Annotated in this window: 3 protein-coding genes; all 3 read right to left on the bottom strand. The window is 75.4% G+C overall.

The window, feature by feature from the left end; all coding sequences use genetic code 11:
• Positions 1–22 precede the first annotated feature (22 nt).
• Entirely contained in the window at positions 23–223 is a 201-nt protein-coding gene (locus tag OG730_RS00615; protein ID WP_327302208.1) for an MbtH family protein, read from the bottom strand.
• Positions 224–296: 73 nt separating this feature from the next.
• The gene (locus tag OG730_RS00610; protein WP_327302207.1) at positions 297–10,883 is read right to left on the bottom strand and encodes a non-ribosomal peptide synthetase; all 10,587 of its coding nucleotides are present in this window, start codon (positions 10,881–10,883) and stop codon (positions 297–299) included.
• Positions 10,880–18,781: a non-ribosomal peptide synthetase gene (locus tag OG730_RS00605; protein ID WP_327302206.1), complete on the bottom strand. Its 7,902-nt coding sequence runs from the start codon at positions 18,779–18,781 to the stop codon at positions 10,880–10,882. The genes OG730_RS00610 and OG730_RS00605 overlap by 4 nt, the downstream gene beginning before the upstream one ends.
• Between the last annotated feature and the right edge of the window lie 268 nt (positions 18,782–19,049).

Below are 19,049 nucleotides of genomic sequence, written 5' to 3'. Positions count from 1 at the left end.
GTGGTGCCCGGGGATCGTCGGGTCAGCCGGCCGGGTTCATGCGCAGGCTCAGCGGGCGCATGTCGGTCCACACCCGCTCGATGTGCTCCAGGCACGCCTCCTTGGTGCCGGCCACGCCCTGGTCGTGCCAGCCCGGCGGGACGGACCGGCCGGCCTCCCAGAGGGAGTACTGCTCCTCGTCGTTGGCCACGACCAGGTACTGCTGCGGGGACGCGTCGTTCACGGTGTTCTCCAGGACGGATCGGTGGTGCGGAAGGACGGATCGGTGTGCGGAAGGGGAATCGGGCCGGGGTGGCTCAGCGGGGCAGGGCCGCGGCGAGCAGGTGGGCCAGCGCGGCGCAGTGCGGAGGGTCCACCAGGTCGTGGTGGTTGCCCGGGACCGCGGCCCGTACGACGGCGCCGTCGGTGCGGGGCCGCCAGGCCGCCGGGTCCACCAGCGGGGTCGCGAGCTCGGGGTGGCGCTCGTCGACCGTGAACAGGTGCAGGTCGACACCGAGGACGGCGTCGGTGCGGTAAGCGGCGGAGGCCGTGCCGTTCGCCTCGGCGACCCGCAGGAGCCTGCGCAGGGCCTCCGTGGGGGACGTACGCGGAAGGGTGCCCTCCGCGCGGCCGCGGCGCACCAGGACGTCGAGCAGTTCCTCCTCGTCCAGTTCGCGCGCCGAGCCGGCGTCGAGGCCCGCCGCGATGCCGTACCGCAGCAGGTCCGGATCGCCCGGCCCCGCCGCGGCGGACCGGCTGCCGGGAGTGGCGCCCGGCGCCGCCGCGTCGATCAGCCCGAGGAAGGCCACCTCCTCGCCCGCGGCCTCCAGCCGGGCGGCCATCTCGTAGGCCACCGTCCCGCCGAACGACCAGCCGGCGAGGAGGTACGGGCCCCGCGGCTGCTCCTCGCGGAGCGCGGCCAGGTAGCGTTCGGCCATCTCCGGCACCCGCTCCAGCGGGGTCTCGCCGGTGTTGTAGCCCACGGACTCCAGGCCGAGGACCCGCCGGTCGCCTCCGGGACGGGCGGACAGGTCCCGCACCAGATCCCGGTAGCAGACGACGTCGCCGCCCCGCGGGTGGACCAGGACCAGCGGCGGCCTGGACGGGTCCCCGTCGGCGAGCGGGACCAGCAGCCGGGCCGCGGCCGCCCCCGCCTCCGGCAGTGCCTCGCAGAGCAGTTCGACGGTGCGCCGACGGAAGACCATGTTCAGCGGCAGATCCACCCCGAACTCCCGGCGCACGGCAGCCATCAGGGCGAAGGCCTTGAGCGAGTGGCCGCCGAGTGCGAAGAAGTCGTCGCGCACCCCGATGGGGGACGTGCCCAGGGTCTGCTCCCACAATCGCGCCATCCGCAGCTCGGTGGTGTCGCGCGGGGCGATCCGCCCCGCGCCCCCGCCGCGTCCGGCGTCCGCCGACGGAGCGGGCAGCGCCTTGCGGTCGAGCTTGCCGTTCGGGGTGAGCGGGAGCCGCTCCAGCGCCGTGAGGACGGCCGGCACCATGTACTCGGGCAGGTCCCGGCGCAGGAAGTCGCCGAGCTCCCGTACCTCGCCCGGTCCGTCCCGCCAGGTCACGTAGCCGGCGAGCACGGCGTCCACTCCGGTGCCGTGGACGGCCACGGCCGCCGCCGCCACCCGCGGGTGGCGGGCGAGCGCGGACTCGATCTCGCCGAGCTCCATCCGGTGGCCGCGCACCTTCACCTGGCCGTCGGCCCGGCCGCGGTACTCCAGGCCGCCGTCCGCGAGGCGCCGTACGAGGTCACCGGTGCGGTACAGCCGCTCGCCCGCCGCGTACGGGTCGGGTACGAACCGCTCCGCGGTCAGCGCCGGCCGCCCGTGGTAGCCGCGGGCCACCCCGTCGCCGCCGATGTAGAGCTCGCCGAACACACCGACCGGCACCGGCCGCAGGTGCGCGTCCAGGATGAGGAGGCGGGTGTTGGCGAGCGCCGAGCCGATGGGCACCGGGCCGTCACCGACCGGCCCGGACAGCAGGTGGGACGTGGACCAGACGGTGGTCTCCGTCGGCCCGTACACGTTGCGGACCGTGCCCAGCGCCGTGCGCATCCGCTCGGCCAGGGCCGGCGGCAGCGCCTCGCCGCCGCACAGGGCCCGTACGCGGGGCGCCCGCCAGCCGGACTCCATCAGCTGGTGCCAGGTCGCCGGGGTGGCCTGGACGACCGTGACCGGCGCCGCGTCCAGCTCCTTCGCGAGGAGGGCGCCGTCCCGGGCGGTCTCCCGGTCGACGACCCGTACGGTCGCTCCGCACGCGAGCGGGACCAGCAGTTCCAGCACGGCGATGTCGAAGGAGGCGGTGGTGACGGCCGCGACCGTGTCGCCGGCCGTCAGCTCCAGCCTGCGCACCATGTCCCGGGTGAAGTTCGCCAGCGCCCGGTGCGGGACGGTGACCCCCTTCGGGCGTCCCGTGGAACCCGAGGTGTACAGGGTGTAGGTCAGTTGCTCCGGCTCCGGGGCCCGCTCGGGCCGCACGGGTTCGAGCTCGCCGCCCGCGGGGGCCGCGGCCCCGGTCAGAGCGTCGAGGTCCAGTACGGCGACCCCGTCCGGCGCCTCGGCGGGGCCGGGCAGACCCGAAACCACCAGCACCCGGGCACCGCTGTCCGTGATCATGTAGGCGATCCGGTCGGCCGGATAGCCGGGGTCCACGGGCACGTACATGCCGCCGGAACGCAGTACGCCCAGCAGCGCCGCAGGCAGCAGCACGGAGCGCTCCGCGCACACGGCCACCGCCGTCTCCGGACCCACACCCAGGCGGGCCAGCTCCCGGGCCAGCAGGCCCGACGTCTTCCACAACCCGGCGTACGTGAGGGTCCGTTCGCCGTCGTCCACGGCGACGGCCCCCGGCGTACGCAGGGCCTGCTCGCCGACGAGCACGGGGAGCGAGGGGAGCGGGGGGAGGGCCCGGCCGGCGGCCGGCCCGGCGGCTCCGCCGCCCGCTTCCAGGAGCCGGGCCTCCTCGGCCGCGTCCATCACGGGCAGGGCGCCCAACGGGGTGGCGGGATCGGCCACCGCGGCCGTGAGCAGCTCGGCCAGCGCCGAGGCCATCCGCTCGACGCTCGCCCGGTCGAAGAGGTCGGTGGCGAACACGGCCTCGCCGCGCAGTACCCCCTGCTCCTCGACGAAGTACAGCGACAGGTCGAACTTCGAAGCGCCGCTGGCCAGCGAGAGCGGTTCCACGTCGAGGCCGGGCAGGGCGGGCGGCTTCGAGGCCTCCTCGTCGAGCACCAGCATCACCTGGAACAGCGGGTTGCGGCTCAGGTCGCGCTCCGGCCGCACCTCCTCCACCAGGCGCTCGAACGGCACCTCCTGGTGGGCGTACGCACTCAGGGCCGTCTCACGGACCCGGTCCAGCAGCTCGCCGAAGCCGGGATCGCCGGACAGATCGGTGCGCAGCACCAGGCTGTTGACGAAGAAGCCGATGAGCGGCTCCAGTTCGGTGCGATCGCGCCCGGCGATGGGGGAGCCCACCGCCACGTCCTCGCCCCCCGACCAGCGGGCCAGGAGCGCCTGGAAGCCTGCCAGCAGCACCATGAACAGGGTCGCGTCGTGCCGCCGGCCCAGGTCACGCAGGTCCCGCAGCAGCGGTTCGGGCAGTTCGAAGGAGAACTGCTCGCCGCGTCCGGACGGGGTGGCCGGCCGGGGCCGGTCGGTGGGCAGGTCCAGCGGGGCGAGCCCCTCGAGCCGGCCGCGCCAGTACTCCAGGGTCTCGGCGAGGGCGTCACCGCTCAGCCGTTCGCGCTGCCAGGACGCGAAATCGCGGTAGGAGACGGCGAGTCGCGGCAGCGGCTCGGCTCCTTCGAGGGTGCGGGCCCGGTAGGCGGCGGAGAACTCCCGCCAGAACACGCCCACCGACCAGCCGTCGAAGGCGATGTGGTGCGCGACGATCACCAACAGGTGCTCCTGCGGGGCGATGCGCACCAGCCGGGCCCGCAGCGGGCCCGCCGCGGCCAGGTCGAAGGGCAGCGCGGCGTCCTGAACCGCCAGCTCCCGCGCCCGCTCCCCGGCCACCGCCGCACCCAGCTCCGACAGGTCGGTGAACAGAGGGGTGAACATCGAGGCCGGACCGGGCACGACACGGGCCGCGACCACCACCTCGGCGCCGTTCCCTTCGGTCTCCTCGCTGTCTTCGGGCTCTTCGATCCGCGAACGCAGCACCTCGTGCCGGGTGACGACGTCCTCCAGCGCGGCCAGCGCCGCGGCGCGGTCCAGCTCCCCGGTCAACCGCACGGCGCCGGGCATGTTGTAGTCGGGCCGGCCCGGCTGGAGCCGGTCCAGCAGCCACAGCCGCTGCTGCCCGAAGGACAGCGGGCCCGGCCCCACGGGCAGCGCCGGGATCACCGGCCCCGAGGCGTGCGCCGCACCCAGCGAAGCCAGCGCCCGGGCCAGGTCCTCGGCCACCGGGTGCCGGAAGAGCAGCTGCACGGGGATGCCCAGCTCCAGCAGGGCGCGCAGCCGGGAGACGACCCGGGTGGCGCGCAGGGAGTGCCCGCCGCGCTCGAAGAAGTGGTCGCGGACCCCGATGGGGCCCTCCCCGAGCACCTCCTCCCAGACCTCGACGACCGTCCGCTCCAGCGCGGTGCGCGGGGCGACGTGCACGCGGTGGCCGGCCGTGCCGGGCTCCGGCGCGGGCAGCGCCCTGCGGTCGGTCTTCCCGTTCGGCGTCAGCGGCAGCGCGTCCAGCACCACCAGCGCGGACGGCACCATCGCGGCCGGCAGGGCGGCGCGTACGAAGTCCAGTACGGCGGCCGGATCGCCGGCGCCGTCCCGCCAGACGACGTACGCGGCGAGCGTCCGGTCGGCGCCCTCGCCGTGCGCGGCGGCCACGGCCCGGGCGACGTCCGGGTGGCGCAGCAGGGCGGCCTCGACCTCACCGAGTTCGATGCGGTGCCCCCGGACCTTGACCTGGTTGTCCCGGCGGCCGTGGAACTCCAGCACCCCGTCGGAGCGCAGCCGCGCCAGGTCGCCGGTGCGGTACATGCGCGCGCCGGGCGGCCCGTACGGGTCCGGCGGGTACGACGCGGCGGTGCGGGCCGGATCGCCGAGGTAGCCGCGGGTCACCCCGCGTCCGGCGATGAAGAGTTCACCGATCGCGCCCCGCGGCAGCGGTTCGAGGTGTTCGCCGAGCACGAGCACGCGGGCTCCGGGCAGCGGCCGCCCGATGGGAATGCGGCCCGCCTCGATGTCGGCGTCCGTCACCTCGTGGTAGGTGGTGGTGTTGGTGCACTCCGTCGGACCGTACTGGTTGACCAGCCGCAGTCGGCCGGGCGTGCCCAGGGTGTGCGCGGCCCGGGCCAGCCCGGGCGTCAGCGCCTCACCGGTGGTCATCACCAGCCGCAGGGCCGGCGACGGCCCCTCTCCCGCGGCCACGGCGCCGACCAGCGGCTCCAGCATCGACGGGACGATCGACAGCAGCGCCGTCACGCCCTCGGCGTGCAGCAGCCGGGCCAGGGCGTCCGGATCCCCGGCCTCGTCCTGGGAGGCGAGGACGATCCGGCCGCCGGTGGTCAGCGGGGCGAACAGGTCCCGGACCGACGGGTCGAAGGTCAGCGCCGTACGGGCGAGCACCGCGTCCTCGGGCCCGAGTCCGAAGGTGGAGGTCAGCGCCGCCAGATAGCCGGTGATCGCGGCGTGCGTGACGGCCACGCCCTTGGGGCGGCCGGTGGACCCGGAGGTGTACAGCAGGTAGGCGAGGTGGGCGGGGGAGGCCGCGGCGGGCGGCTCCGTGGCGGGCAGTGCGTCCACCCGGTGCCGCTCGGCGTCCAGGTCCAGGACCGGCACGGCGCCGGCGAGGTCCGCGGGCAGCCCGCCGGGCAGGCCCGCTGTCAGTACCAGGTGGGCGCCGCTGTCGGCCAGGACCGTGCGGACCCGCTCGGCCGGGTGCCCCGCGTCGAGCGGCAGGTAGGCGCCGCCGGCCTTCAGGACCGCGAGGACACAGACCAGCATGCGCGGGTCGCGGCCGGCCAGCACCGCCACCGTGGTCTCGGGGCCGGTCCCGAGCTGCCGCAGTCGGTGGGCCAGCCGGTTGGCGGCCGCGTCGAGTTCCGCGTAGCTGGTGGTGCGGCCCGCGCAGGTCACGGCGGGGGCGTCCGGCCGCAGCCGGGCCTGTTCCGCCACCAGGGAGTGCAGGGTCCGGTCCGCCGGCCGGTCCGCGGGCGGCTCCGGCTCCTCCCCGAGCAGGGCGGCGTGCTCCTGCGGGGACAGGACGTCCAGCCGGGACAGCGGTGCGTCGGGCTCCTCGGCGGCGCCGGCCAGCAGCCGCAGGTAGTGCGCGCCGAACCGCTCGACCGTGGCCCGGTCGAAGAGGTCCGTCGCGTACTGCACCGTGCCGGTCAGACCGCCGGGGTGCTCGGTCATCGCCAGGCTGAGGTCGAACTTGGCCGTCGCGTTGGACGTGTCGAGGTCCTCGACCTCCACACCGTCCAGCGGAAGGGCGGCGAGCTGCTCGGGATGCAGCTGGAACAGCACGTCGAACAGCGGGTTGCGGCTGAGGTCGCGCTCCGGCCGCAGCTCCTCCACCAGCCGGTCGAAGGGGACGTCCTGGTGCTCGTACGCGGCGAGCGCGGTGCGGCGCACCCGGCACAGCAGTTCGCCGAATGCCGGGTCGCCGGACAGGTCGGTGCGCAGGATGAGGGTGTTGACGAAGAAGCCGATGAGCGGCTCCAGTTCGGTGCGGTCACGGCCCGCGATGGGCGAGCCCACCGCGATGTCGGCCTGGCCCGTGTAGCGGGCCAGCAACGCCTGGAAGCCGGCCAGCAGCACCATGAAGAGGGTGGCGCCGCGCTCACGGGCCAGCACGCCGAGCCGCCCGGCGAGTTCGGCCGGGACCTCGAAGACGAAGGAGTCGCCCGCACCGGAGCGCACCTGCGGCCGCGGCCGGTCGGTGGGCAGCTCCAGGGCCGGTAGCCCGGCCAGCGCCTCCCGCCAGTGGGCGATCCCCGCGCCGGCGTCGCCGTTCGCCAGCCGGTCCTGCTGCCAGAACGCGAAGTCTCCGTACTGGAGGCTCAGTTCCGGCAGCGTGGGACGCTCGCCGCGGCGCAGCGCCGCGTAGGCACCGGACAGCTCCCGCCACAGCACCGGCATCGACCAGCCGTCGCCGACCGTGTGGTGCAGGACCAGGACGAGCAGGTGCTCGTCGTCCGCGACCCGCACCACCCGGGCCCGCAGTAGGGGAGCGGAGCCCAGGTCGAAGGGGGCGGCGGCATCCGCGTGGGCCAGGCCGAGCGCCCGTGAACGGGCCTCCTCGGCGGGCAGGTCGCCCAGGTCGGTGCGGACGGGGACGAAGACCTCCGGCGCTTCCACGGTCTGTACGGGACCTCGCGGGCCCTCGGTGATCCGGGAGCGCAGCACCTCGTGCCGGGTCACCACCGTGCTCAGCGCGGCGGCCAGGGCGTCGGCGTCCAGCGGGCCCCGCAGCCGGGCCGCGACGGGGATGTTGTAGTCGGGGCGGCCGGGCTGGAGCTGGTCCAGGAACCACAGGCGCTGCTGGGCGAAGGACAGCGGCGCGGGTTCCCCGGCGGGCCGGGCGCCGATCGCCGTGACGGTGGCCCGGGCCGGGCCGGCCGCGTCCGCGCGCAAGGCGTCCAGCGCCGAGGCGAACCGTTCCAGCGTCGGGTGCTCGAAGAGCAGCCGCAGCGGCACCCCGGTACCCAGGCGGGCACCGAGCCGCGACACGGCGCGGGTGGCCCGCAGGGAGTGCCCGCCGAGCGCGAAGAAGTCGTCGTGACGGCCGATCCGCTCGGTGCCCAGCACTTCGCACCACACCGACGCGGCGAGTTCCTCCGCCGGCGTCGCGGGCGGGGCGAACTCGGCCCGGCGCACTCCCTCCTCGGGCGGAGCGGGCAGCGCGCGCCGGTCCAGTTTGCCGTTCGGCGTGACCGGCAGCGCGTCGAGCGGCACGATCGCCGAGGGCAGCATGTACGCGGGCAGCCGTGCGGCGAGCGCCCGGTGCAGCTCGGCCGGTTCGGCCCGCTGCCCCTGCGCGGGCACCACGTAGGCGACGAGCCGCTGCTCGCCGGGGACGTCCTCGCGGACCACGACCGCGGCGTGCCCGACCTGCGGGCAGCGGGTGAGCTGGGCCTCTATCTCGCCCGGCTCGATCCGATGGCCGCGGATCTTGACCTGCTGGTCGCTCCGGCCCAGGTAGTCGACGGCCCCGTCGGGGCGCCGCCGGGCGAGGTCGCCCGTCCGGTACATCCGGGCGCCCGGGACGCCGTAGGGGTCGGGGGTGAACTGCCGCGCGGTCAGGCCGGGCCGGTCCAGGTAGCCGCGGGCCACTCCGGTGCCGCCGATGCACAGCTCGCCCACGGCGCCCTGCGGCACCGGGCGACCGCGCTCGTCCAGGACGTAGAGGCGGGTGTCGTCCAGTGCGGTGCCGATGGGGATCCGGCCGTCCACGACGGCTCCGGCGCGCGGGTCCAGCCGGTGCCGCGTGGCGAAGGTCGTCGTCTCGGTGGGCCCGTAGACGTTGACGAGGACGGTCCCGGGCGCCTGCTCCAGGGCCCGGGCGAAGGAGTGCGGGGAGGCGGCCTCACCGCCCGTCCACACCTCCCGCACGTGCGTCAGGAGCTCCACGCACTCCTCGACCACCAGGTTGAAGAGGGCGGCCGTGAGGAACAGCGAGGTGATCCGGTGCTCCTGCACCAGCCGGGTCAGGGCCGCGGTGTCCACCCGGCCGGGCGGCGCCAGGACCACCTGCCCGCCGGACAGCAGCGGCACCCACAGTTCGTACGTCGAGGCGTCGAACGACAGCGGCGAGTGCGCCAGCACCCGGCGGTGCGCGGCGCCGAAGGAGGCGTCCCGGGCGAGCGCCGCGACGTTGGCGTGCGTGACGCCGATGCCCTTCGGCTCGCCCGTGGAACCGGAGGTGTACAGCACGTACGCCAACTGGTCCGGCGAGCAGGACGGATACGGACCCGGCGCGGCGGCCGGGCCCCCGTCCACCGGCGCCCCGTCCACCGGGGCCGTCGCGTCGAGCACCGGCACCGGCGAGGTACGGACGGCCTCGTGGCCGGCCGTCGCCGCGTCGGCGAGCAGCAGGCGGGCGCCGGTCCGCTCCAGCATCCAGTGCAGCCGTCTGACGGGGAATCCCTCGCCGAGGGGCAGGTAGAGCCCGCCGGCCTTCAGGACGGCCAGGATCGCTACCGGGAGGTGGACCGAGCGCTCCATCAGCAGGGCCACCGGCGATTCGCGCACCACCCCGGCGGCGGCCAGCCGGGCCGCCAACTCATCCGAACGGCGGTCGAGTTCGGCGAAGCTCAGGCGGTCGGCGCCGCAGACCACGGCCTCGGCAGCAGGGGCGCGCCGGGCCTGTTCGGCGAACAGCTCGACCAGGGTGGCCGGGGCGAGGTCGGGGCGGGCCGCGCCGTGGCCCCCAGTGACGAGCCGGGCCGCGGTCGGGGCGGAGGGCAGCAGCTCGGCCAGGGGCCGTTCGGGCTCCTCGGCGGCGGAGGCGAGCAGCTCCAGGTAGTGGCCGAGGACGAGTTCGGCGGTGGCCCGGTCGAACAGGTCGGTGTCGAAGACGAGGGAGCCGGAGCAGGTCTCGGCGCCCTCGGAGACGAAGACGCCGAGGTCGAAGAGGGATCCGCCGAAGTCGCTCCGCACGACCTGTGCGTCCAGGCCCGGCAGCCGCAGCCCGGCGGTCTCGTCCGGCGCCGACGCGAACATCACCTGCACGAGCGGGTTGCGGTCGCCGACGCGCTCGGGGTTCAGATGCTCCACGAGCCGGTCGAAGGGCACCTCCTGGTGGTCGTACGCGTCCACCGTCGCCCGGCGGACCCGGCCGAGCAGCTCGCGGAACCCCACCTCGCCCGACAGGTCGGCGCGCAGCACCACGGTGTTGACGAAGAACCCGACGAGGGGCTCCAGCTCCACCCGGTCGCGCCCGGCGACCGGAGTGCCGACGGCGATGTCGGTGCGGCCGGAGCAGCGGGCCAGGGTGGCCTGGAAACCGGCCAGCAGGGTCATGAACAGGGTGGCGCCGCTGCTCTCGGCGATCCCCCGCAGCCGCGCGGTGAGCTGGGCGTCGAGGGCGAAGTCCAGGCTCGCGCCGTCGCCGCTGCGGCGGGTGGGCCGGGGCCGGTCCGCGGGTAGTTCGAGGGGCTCCAGCCCCGCGAGGGACTTCTCCCACCAGCGCAGCTGCCCGTTCATCGCCCCGCTCGCGAACCGCTCGCGCTGGGTACGGGCGTACGCCTGGTAGTCGAGGGGGAGCGGCGCCCGCGGGAGCGGCCGGTCCGCGAGCAGGGCCGCGTAGCCCTCGGAGAGCTCCTGCCAGAGCAGTCCCATGGACCAGCCGTCGGTCGCGATGTGGTGGACCACCAGCACCAGCAGGTGGTCCTCGGCGCCGAGCCGGATCAGCAGGGCGCGCAGCAGCGGGTCCGTCGCCAGGTCGAAGGGCCTGCGGACCTCCTCCCGGGCCAGGGCGTGGGCCCGCTCCTCCAGTCCGGCGAGGGGGGCCTCGCCCAGATCGAGCACCGGCAGCGGGAAGGCCTCCGGTGCGGGCAGGACCACGGGGTGCGGGGCGCCGTCGCGCTCCTCGAAGACGGTGCGCAGCGGTGCGTGGCGGGCCACCACGGCGGTCAGGCTCCGGCGCAGCAGGTCCGGCCGGAGGGGGCCGCGCAGCCGGACGACCTCGGGGATCGCATAGCCGGGGGTGCCGTCACTCATCCGGTCCACCAGCCACATCCGCTCCTGGGCGAAGGAGGCGACGGGGGCGACGGGTGCGACGGGTGCGACGGGTGCGAGGCCGTGGCCGTCGGTGCCCGCGATGGGGGACGCGGCGGTCACCGGGCCGGCCGCCGAGTCGTCCAGCGCCGCGCGCACACGGCGCCGCAGCAGCTCGCGGGCGGCGGCCAGCCGGCTGTCCACGCCGGCGGGAAGGCTCTCCTGGGTGGTCACGAAGTCTCTCCCTGAAGTACGAGTGAAGGAACGCCGTCGATGGCGTCGGCGGTGGCGGTCTGTGTGTCGAACGGGCCGGCTTCGGCCTCCAGTGCGGCCAGCAGCACCGTCTCGACGGCGGTGGCGAGGGCGGCGACGGTCCGCTGTTCGAAGAGGGTGTGCAGGGGCAGATCGAGTCCGAGGGACTGGCGCAGCCGGGCCGCCACCCGGGTCGCGCTCAGCGAGTGCCCCCCGAGGGCGAAGAAGTCGTCGTGGCGGCCGATCCGCGGCGCGTCCAGTACGGAGGCCCACACCATGGCGACCAGTTCCTCGGTCTCCCCGGCCGGCGGCTCGTACCCGGTGGCGGCGGCCGCCGCGGCGGGCTCCGGGAGCGCCCTGCGGTCGAGCTTGCCGTTCGCCGTGACGGGCAGCGCGTCCACGACCACGAGCAGCGGCACCATGTACTCCGGCAGGGAGCGCGCCAGTTCGGCGCGCATCGCCTCCGGGTCCAGAGCCGGAGCCCATCCCGGCTCCCGGTCCGGGTCCGGGGCGGCCCCGGCCTCCGGGACGACGTACCCGACGAGCCTGCGCTCGCCCGGGACGTCCTCGCGGACGACGACCGCGGCCCGTCCCACCCCGGCAAGCCGGCCCAGCGCCGTCTCGATCTCGCCGAGCTCGATCCGGAAGCCGTGGATCTTGACCTGGTCGTCGGTGCGGCCGAGGTATTCCACGGAACCGTCGGCCCGGTGCCGGGCCAGGTCACCGGTGCGGTACATGCGCGAACCCGGCGGGCCGAACGGATCGAGCGGGAAGCGCTCCGCGGTCAGCGCCGGGCGGCGCAGGTAGCCGCGGGCCAGTCCCGCGCCCGCGAGGTACAGCTCGCCCGCCACGCCCACCGGGACGGGCCGCCCGCGCGGATCGAGCACGCGCAGCGAGGTGTTCCAGATCGGCCGGCCGATCGGCACGGGCCCGGTCTCCTCGCGGAGGCAGTCCCAGTGCGTGACGTCCACGGCCGCCTCGGTGGGTCCGTACAGGTTGTGCAGGGGAACGTCGACCACGTCGAGGAATCGGTTCTTCAGCTCCTCCGGCAGGGCCTCGCCACTGCACACGACCCGCCGCAGCGACCGGCAGCGGCCGGCCTGCGGGTCCTCCACGAACGCCGCCAGCATGGACGGCACGAAGTGGACGGTGGTGATCGCCTCCTCCTGGATCACCCGGGTGAGGTAGGCGGGGTCCTTGTGCCCGCCGGGCTCGGCGACGACCAGGGCCGCACCGGTCAGCAGCGGCCAGAAGAACTCCCACACCGACACGTCGAAACCGAACGGGGTCTTCTGGAGCACCCGGTCGTCCGCGCCCAGCCGGTACCGGTCCTGCATCCACAGCAGCCGGTTGACGATCGCCGCGTGCTCGACGACGACGGCCTTGGGCCGCCCCGTCGACCCGGACGTGTAGATCACGTACGCGGGGTGCGCGGGAAGCGGCGCCCGCGGCCGCGCACCGCGGCCCCCGCCGTGGACGGCCCCCGGATCCAGCCGCGGCAGGTTCGCGGCGGCCGGCAGCGCGGCCGCCACGGTGTCGTCGGCGAGCAGCAGGACGGGCTCGGCGTCGGACAGCAGGTACGCGATCCGGTCCGCCGGCAGCGAGGGGTCCACCGGAAGGTAGGCGGCCCCGGACTTCAGCACGGCCAGCAGCGAGACCACCATCTCGGTGGAGCGGTGCAGGGCGACCGCGACGATCCGCTCCGGACCGGCGCCCCGGTCGCACAGCTCCCGCGCCAGCCGCCCGGCGCGGGCGTCGAGCTCGGCGTACGTCAGGCGCTCGCCGCGGAAGACGGTCGCCGGGGCGTCCGGGGTCCGGGCCACCTGCTGTGCGAACAGCTCCACCAGCGTGGTGCGGGGGACGGGCACGGCCGTGCCGTTCCACTCCCGGATCAGCCGGTGCTGCTCCGCGGAGAGCAGGTCCACCTCCCCGACCGGGGTGGAGGGGGCATCTGCGACGGCCGTCAGCAGCCGCTCCAGCGCCTCGCCCAGACTGCGCGCCGTCCGCGCGTCGAGGACGTCCGTACGGTGGTCCAGGTGCAGCCGCAGCCGCTCCCCGGGCAGGACGATGAGGTTGACGGTGTAGTGGGTGGCGTCCGAACCCTCCACCCCGGTCAGCCGCGGCCCGCCGGCCAGGTCCCGCATCGACTCCAGGTCGAGCGGATAGTTCTCGACGACGACGGTCGTGTCGAAGAGGGTGCCCAGCCCCACTGCCCGCTGGATGCCGGCCAGTCCGGCGTGCTGGTGGTCCATCAGGTCCGCCTGCTCGTCCTGGAACCGGACGAGCGCGGCCAGCAGCGGCTCGTCCTCCCGGATCCGGAACCGCACGGGCAGCGTGTTGATCAGCAGCCCGACCATCTCCTCGATGCCCGCGAGGTCCGCGGTGCGCCCGGAGACGGTCCCGCCGAACACCACGTCGTCCCGCCCGGTCACCCGGCCCAGCAGCACCGCCCACAGGCCCTGGACGACGCTGTTGAGGGTGACCCCCGCGGTACGGGCCCGTGCGGTGAGCCGCGCCGTCAGTTCCGCCGACAGCTCCACCGCGGCCCGCTCGGGCAGGGCGTCGATCCGGTGGGGGTCGGCCGCGCCCAGCAGCGTCGGCTCCGCCAGCCCGGCCAGCGCGCCGCTCCAGGCAGCCTCGGCGGCGCGGTGGTCCTGGCGGGCCAGCCAGTCCAGGTGGGAGCGGTACGCGGCCCCTTCCGCGACGGGGCCGCCCTCCCCGGGCCCGTTCCCCCCGGCGTGCGCGGTGCGTTCGGCGTATCCCGCGAGCAGTTCGCGCAGGAGGACCGCCGAGGACCAGCCGTCCCACAGGATGTGGTGGTTCGTCATGACCAGCCGGTGCTCGTCGGTGCCGAACCGGACCAGGGTGAAGCGCACCAGTGGGGGCCGCTCCAGGTCGAAGCTGCGGGCCCGGTCGGCCGCCAGCAGCCGCTCCCACTCCCGCTGCCCGTCCGGGGATCCGAGTCCGCCGAGGTCCACCGTCTCCCAGGGCGCCTCCACGGATTCGAGGACGACCTGCACCGGGCGGTCCAGCCCCTGGTCGGTGAAGGCGGAGCGCAGTGCACTGTGGCGGCGCAGCAGCCCGTTGCACGCGGTCCGCAGGGTGCGCTCGTCGAGAGGGCCCTCAAGGGTGAGGACGAGCTGGCCGGTGTAGGCGTCCAGCGCGCCCGTGTCGAAGGCGGAGTGGAAGAAGAGGCCCTCCTGAAGCGGTGAGAGCGGCAGTACGTCGACGAGCCCGGCGTGGCGTGCGGACAGGGCGTCCGTCTCCGGCTGCGTCAGCCGGACCAGCGGCAGGTCCCGGGGGGTGAGGCGGCGGGGCCGGGCGGCGCCCGTCCAGGCGGCCAGCAGGCGCAGCGCCTCCCCCCAGGCCGCCACCAGGGCGTCCGCCTCGGCGTCGGTCAGCAGGGCCCGAGGATGGGTGACGGCCGCGGTGAATGTGGGACCGTCGGCGCCGTCCACGGCCAGGGCGTCGATCTGTACGGCGTGCTCGACGGGCATCGCCGGGTCCGCGTCGGCCCGCAGTCCGCCCGCCTCGGGGGCGGGGCCCCAAGGCGCCTCGTCACCGCCGGAGAACCGGCCGAGGTAGTTGAACAGGACCCGGGGGCGCGGGAGTGCGGACAGTTCCGCGGCGGTCCGCGGATTGAGGCGGCTCAGCAGGCCGAAGCCCGTGCCGTGGTCCGGCACGGAGGCGACCACCGTGTGGATCCGGGCGACCAGCTCGGCGAGCGCCTCGCCGCCCCGGGCCGCCGCGTCCAGGTCGAGGCCGTCCAGATCGAAGCGGACCGGGTACTGAGTGGTGAACCAGCCCACGGTCCGCGCCAGGTCGTGGCGGCCGGTGCGGTCGCCACGGCCGTGGCCCTCCAGGTCGACCAGCAGCGGCCCGGCGGCGCTCCCGGGGGACCGGAGGCGGTGGGCCGCGAGGACCAGCCCGGCGAGCAGCACCTCGGCCGGCCCGGTGCGCAGCGCGCCGGGCACCCCGGCCAGCAGCGGGCCGGCGACCTCGCGCGGCAGGTCGAGCGTCAGCGTGCGGGCGGTGCCCGCGGTGTCCCGAACCGGGTTGGGGACCCGGTTCCACGGCGCCTCGGGGTCCGCCCCCGCCCCGAGAACCTCCAGTGTCGAGCGCCAGAAGGGGAGTTCGGCGAGCACCCGCGGGTCCTGCGCCAGGAGGTCGAGGTGCTGGGCCCAGGCGCGGAACGACACCTCCCCGTCGGCGGCCGGCAGCGGCCGCCCGGCTACGGCGGCCTCCCAGGCGTCGGCCAGGTCCGCCGTCAGGATCCGCCAGGACACCCCGTCCACCGCCAGGTGGTGCACGCACAGCAGCAGCCGGTCCGGTCCGGCACCACCGGCGTCGAAGCGCACCGCCCGCAGCATCACCGAGGCCGCGGGGTCCAGTTGCCCGGCCGCCTCCCGCGCCGCCTCGGCCACGGCGTCGGCGCGGGCGGCCGCGTCCTGCCCCGCCACGGCCACGGTGCGGTACAGCCGGGACACGTCGACCGAACCGGGCTCGCCGACCGTGCACAGCGGTCCCTCGGAACCGGCGGCCACGCCGAGGCGCAGCGCCGCGTGCCGGTCCACGACCGACTGCAGGACCCGTACGAGCGTCGCGTCGTCCGCGTGCCCGGGCAGGGCCAGCACCATGGACTGGCTGAAGCGCCCGATGGGGCCCGGTCCGTCCAGCAGCCAGCGCATGACCGGCGTCGCCGGCAGCGGACCGCACGCGTCAGGGGCCGGAGCGGCGGACGGGGACGTACCGGTGGCCGGCTCACCCACGGCCGCGGCGAGGGCGGCCGCCGTCTTGTGCGCGAACACGTCGCGCAAGGTGAAGGAGAAGCCGTGCGCCCGCGCCCGGCTGGTCAGGGTGAGGGCGGTGATGCTGTCACCGCCGAGCTCGAAGAAGTTGTCGTCGGGGGCGGCGGTGACGCCGAGGGCCTCGGAGAACAGCGCCGCGAGGGTCACCTCGACGGCCCCGTACGTCTGCTGAGGGCGCTCCGGACGCGCCGCGGCCTGCGGTACGTGGAGCCGCGCGCGGTCCACCTTGCCGCCCGGGGTGAGCGGCAGCCGGTCCACGGCCACGATGGTGCGGGGCACCATGTAGCCGGGCAGGACCCGGCCCAATTCCGCCGCCAATCGCTCTGGTTCGGGCGCCGGACCGTCCTGCGGCGGTGCCACGAAGGCGACCAGCCGCCGGGCGGCGCCGGGCGGCGCGTGCACGATCACCGCGGCCTGACCGACCGAGGGCTGCCGGGCGAGCACGGCCTCGATCTCGCCCGGCTCGATCCGGTGGCCGTTGATCTTGACCTGACGGTCCACCCGACCGAGGAACTCCAGTTCGCCGCGCGCCGACCAGCGCACGAGGTCGCCCGTCCGGTACATCCGCGTACCGGGAACACCCGAGAACGGATCGGGCACGAAACGGTCGGCCGTCATGGCCGCGCGTCCCGCGTACCCCTGGGCGAGCCCCGCACCGGCCACGCACAGCTCGCCGGTCGCCCCCGGCGGCAGCAGCCGCAGGTCCCGGTCCACCACGTACGCCCGGTGGCGGGCCATCGGCCGCCCGATCGGCGGGATCCGGCCGTGCGAGGGCGGAACCACCCGGTGCATGGTGACGGACACGGCCGCCTCGGTGGGCCCGTAGGCGTTCCAGACCTCGCGGCCGTCCACCGCCCAGCGGTCGACGGCGTCCCCGGACGGGGCCTCGCCGCCCGTGGACAGGAAACGCAGCTCGGCAAGGGAGGCAGGGTCCAGCAGCGGCAGGAGTGCCGGCGGGAGGTCGGCGACCGTCACCGCGTGCTCGGCGAGCAGGGCCTGGAGGCGGTCGACGTCGCCCCGCTCGGCGTCGGTGGCGAGCACCAGGGTGGAACCGCTCAGCAGGGAGCCGAAGACGTCCAGGACCGACACGTCGAAGGACACCGAGGCGAAGCCGAGGAACCGCTCCGTACGCCCGGCTCCCGCTCCCGCTGCCGCCGCGGATCCGGCGCGTTCGCCCGCGCCGCACAGCGCGAGGTGACCGCGTACGAAGTCGACGGCCGCCGCGTGCGGGACGAGGACGCCCTTCGGCTCGCCCGTACTGCCCGAGGTGTACAGCAGGTAGGCGGCGGAGGCCGACGGCACGGCGGCGCCCCCGAGGCCACCGCGGACCGGGTCGTCCACCGCTCCCGCGAGGACCACGGACGGCAGGTCCTGCGGCAGCCGGTCACGAGTCCCGGCCCCGGCGACGACCGTACGCAGCCCCGCGTCGCGCACGACGTACGCGATCCGCTCCGGCGGCAGGCCGGGGTCGAGCGGTACGTAGCAGCCGCCGGCCTTCAGGACTCCGAGCAGGGCCGCGACCATCGCGGGGGAGCGCTCCACGCACACACCGACGGGGGTGCCCGGCTCCACGGCCGGCCGCAGCCGGTCCGCGATGTCCGAAGCCCAGGCGTCGAGTTCGCGGTAGGTGACTTCCTCGCCGGCGCAGACCACGGCGACCGACTCGGGTGCCCGCGCCGCCGCCTCCTCGAACAGCGTGTGCAGCAGCCCGCCGGGCAGAGCGGTCTCGCCGCCGCCCTCGGCGAGACCGGCGAGGCGCTCCGTGTCCTCGGCGGTCAGGAAGGGCAGCGAGCCGACCGGGGCCTCGTCGTCGGCCGCGGCGAGCGCGACCAGGAACCGGGTGAACCGCACGCGCAGCGCGTCGAGTTCGGCCGCGCCGATATCGGCGACGTCGCCCTCGGCCTGCACGGTCAACGGGCTGTCGCCGCCACGGTCGTAGACGTTGAGGGAGACGTGCTCGACGGGTCCGACCGCGAGGTTGTGCGCCGACGCGGGTGCGCCGGCGAAGGACAGCTCGTAGTCGAAGGACATGAGGTTGACCGCTGCGTCCCACGACCGTGGCCCGGTCCCGGTGTACTCCTCGATCCGGTACCGCTGGTGGCGCAGGGCCTCCTTGATGCCGGCGGAGGTGTTCCGCACCAGTGCGCCGACCGTGGTGTCCCCGGTCACCGTCAGCCGCAACGGCAGGACCTTGGAGAACATGCCGGGCGTCCGGCGGGCGTCGTGGGTGGTGCGGCCGGTGACCGGCAGTCCGAGGACCACGTCATCGGTGCCGCCGGCACGGTGCAGGTGGGCGGCGGCCGCGGCCATCACCAGCGCCGACCAGCGAGTCCCGTACCGGCGCGCGGCCTCGCGCAGGGTGCCGGCGTCGGCGGGGGCGAGCTCGCCGCTCACCCGCACCGTCGTACCGGACGCCGGCGCCGGGGCACTCCCGGTGAAGGAGACGGGCTCGGGGGCGCCCTCCAGCCGGGCCCGCCAGAACTCCCGGTCCGCCGCGCACCGCTCGGAGCGGGCGTACTCCTCCTCCTCGGCCACGATCCGCTCCCACGGGGCGCTGCCGGGGACCGGTACCGGCTCTCCCGCGACCAGCGCCGAGTACACCTCGGACGTGCGCCGCGCGAGGATCGAACCGGTGACCCCGTCGGCCACGAGGTGGTGGTAGCCCTGCATCCAGCGGTAGACCTGCGGACCGGTCCGCACGAGCAGCTGACGGCACACGTCCCCGTTCGCCAGGTCCGTCGGCCGGCCCAGCTCGGCGCGCATCAACCGCTCGGACTCGGCGTCCGGATCGGGGTGAGCGCTCACGTCCACCGTGTCCATCCGCAGCGGCGGAGGCCCGGCCGGTATCTGGTGCACCACCCCGTCCAGCTCGGCGAACCGCACGCACAGTGTCTCGGTCTGGGCCACCACGGTGCGCACCGCCTCGGCGAGCAGCTCCGGATCCACCGCCCCGCGGATCTCCAGGTACTCGCCGATGGTGTAGTCGAGGCGGGTGGGGTCGAGTTGCTGCGCGAACCAGACGCCGTTCTGCGGCGTGGTCAGGGGCAGCGGCCCGTGGTCGTGAGTGGCCATGCGGTGGTCAGTCTCCTCAGTCGGATCGGTCGATCAACGACGACGTGACGCCACTCTCCGCGACGGCCGCGGGGTCCCGAAAGTCCCACTAATACGTCTCTTGACGAGCCCCGATCCACCCGGAAAAGTCCTCGGTACCGCATGCGCGTGACCACTTCGCCGCCCCACCTCCGCGGCTGATGACGCCCTCTACGGGGACCAGATCACGGTTGACGCAAGGCACCTGCGGCCGTCAACGCCACCAGTCACGGGCCGGGGGCTCGGCCGA

This window comes from Streptomyces sp. NBC_01298 (genome assembly GCF_035978755.1).
GTDB lineage: Bacteria > Actinomycetota > Actinomycetes > Streptomycetales > Streptomycetaceae > Streptomyces.
This window is presented reverse-complemented; position numbering and strand designations above follow the sequence as displayed.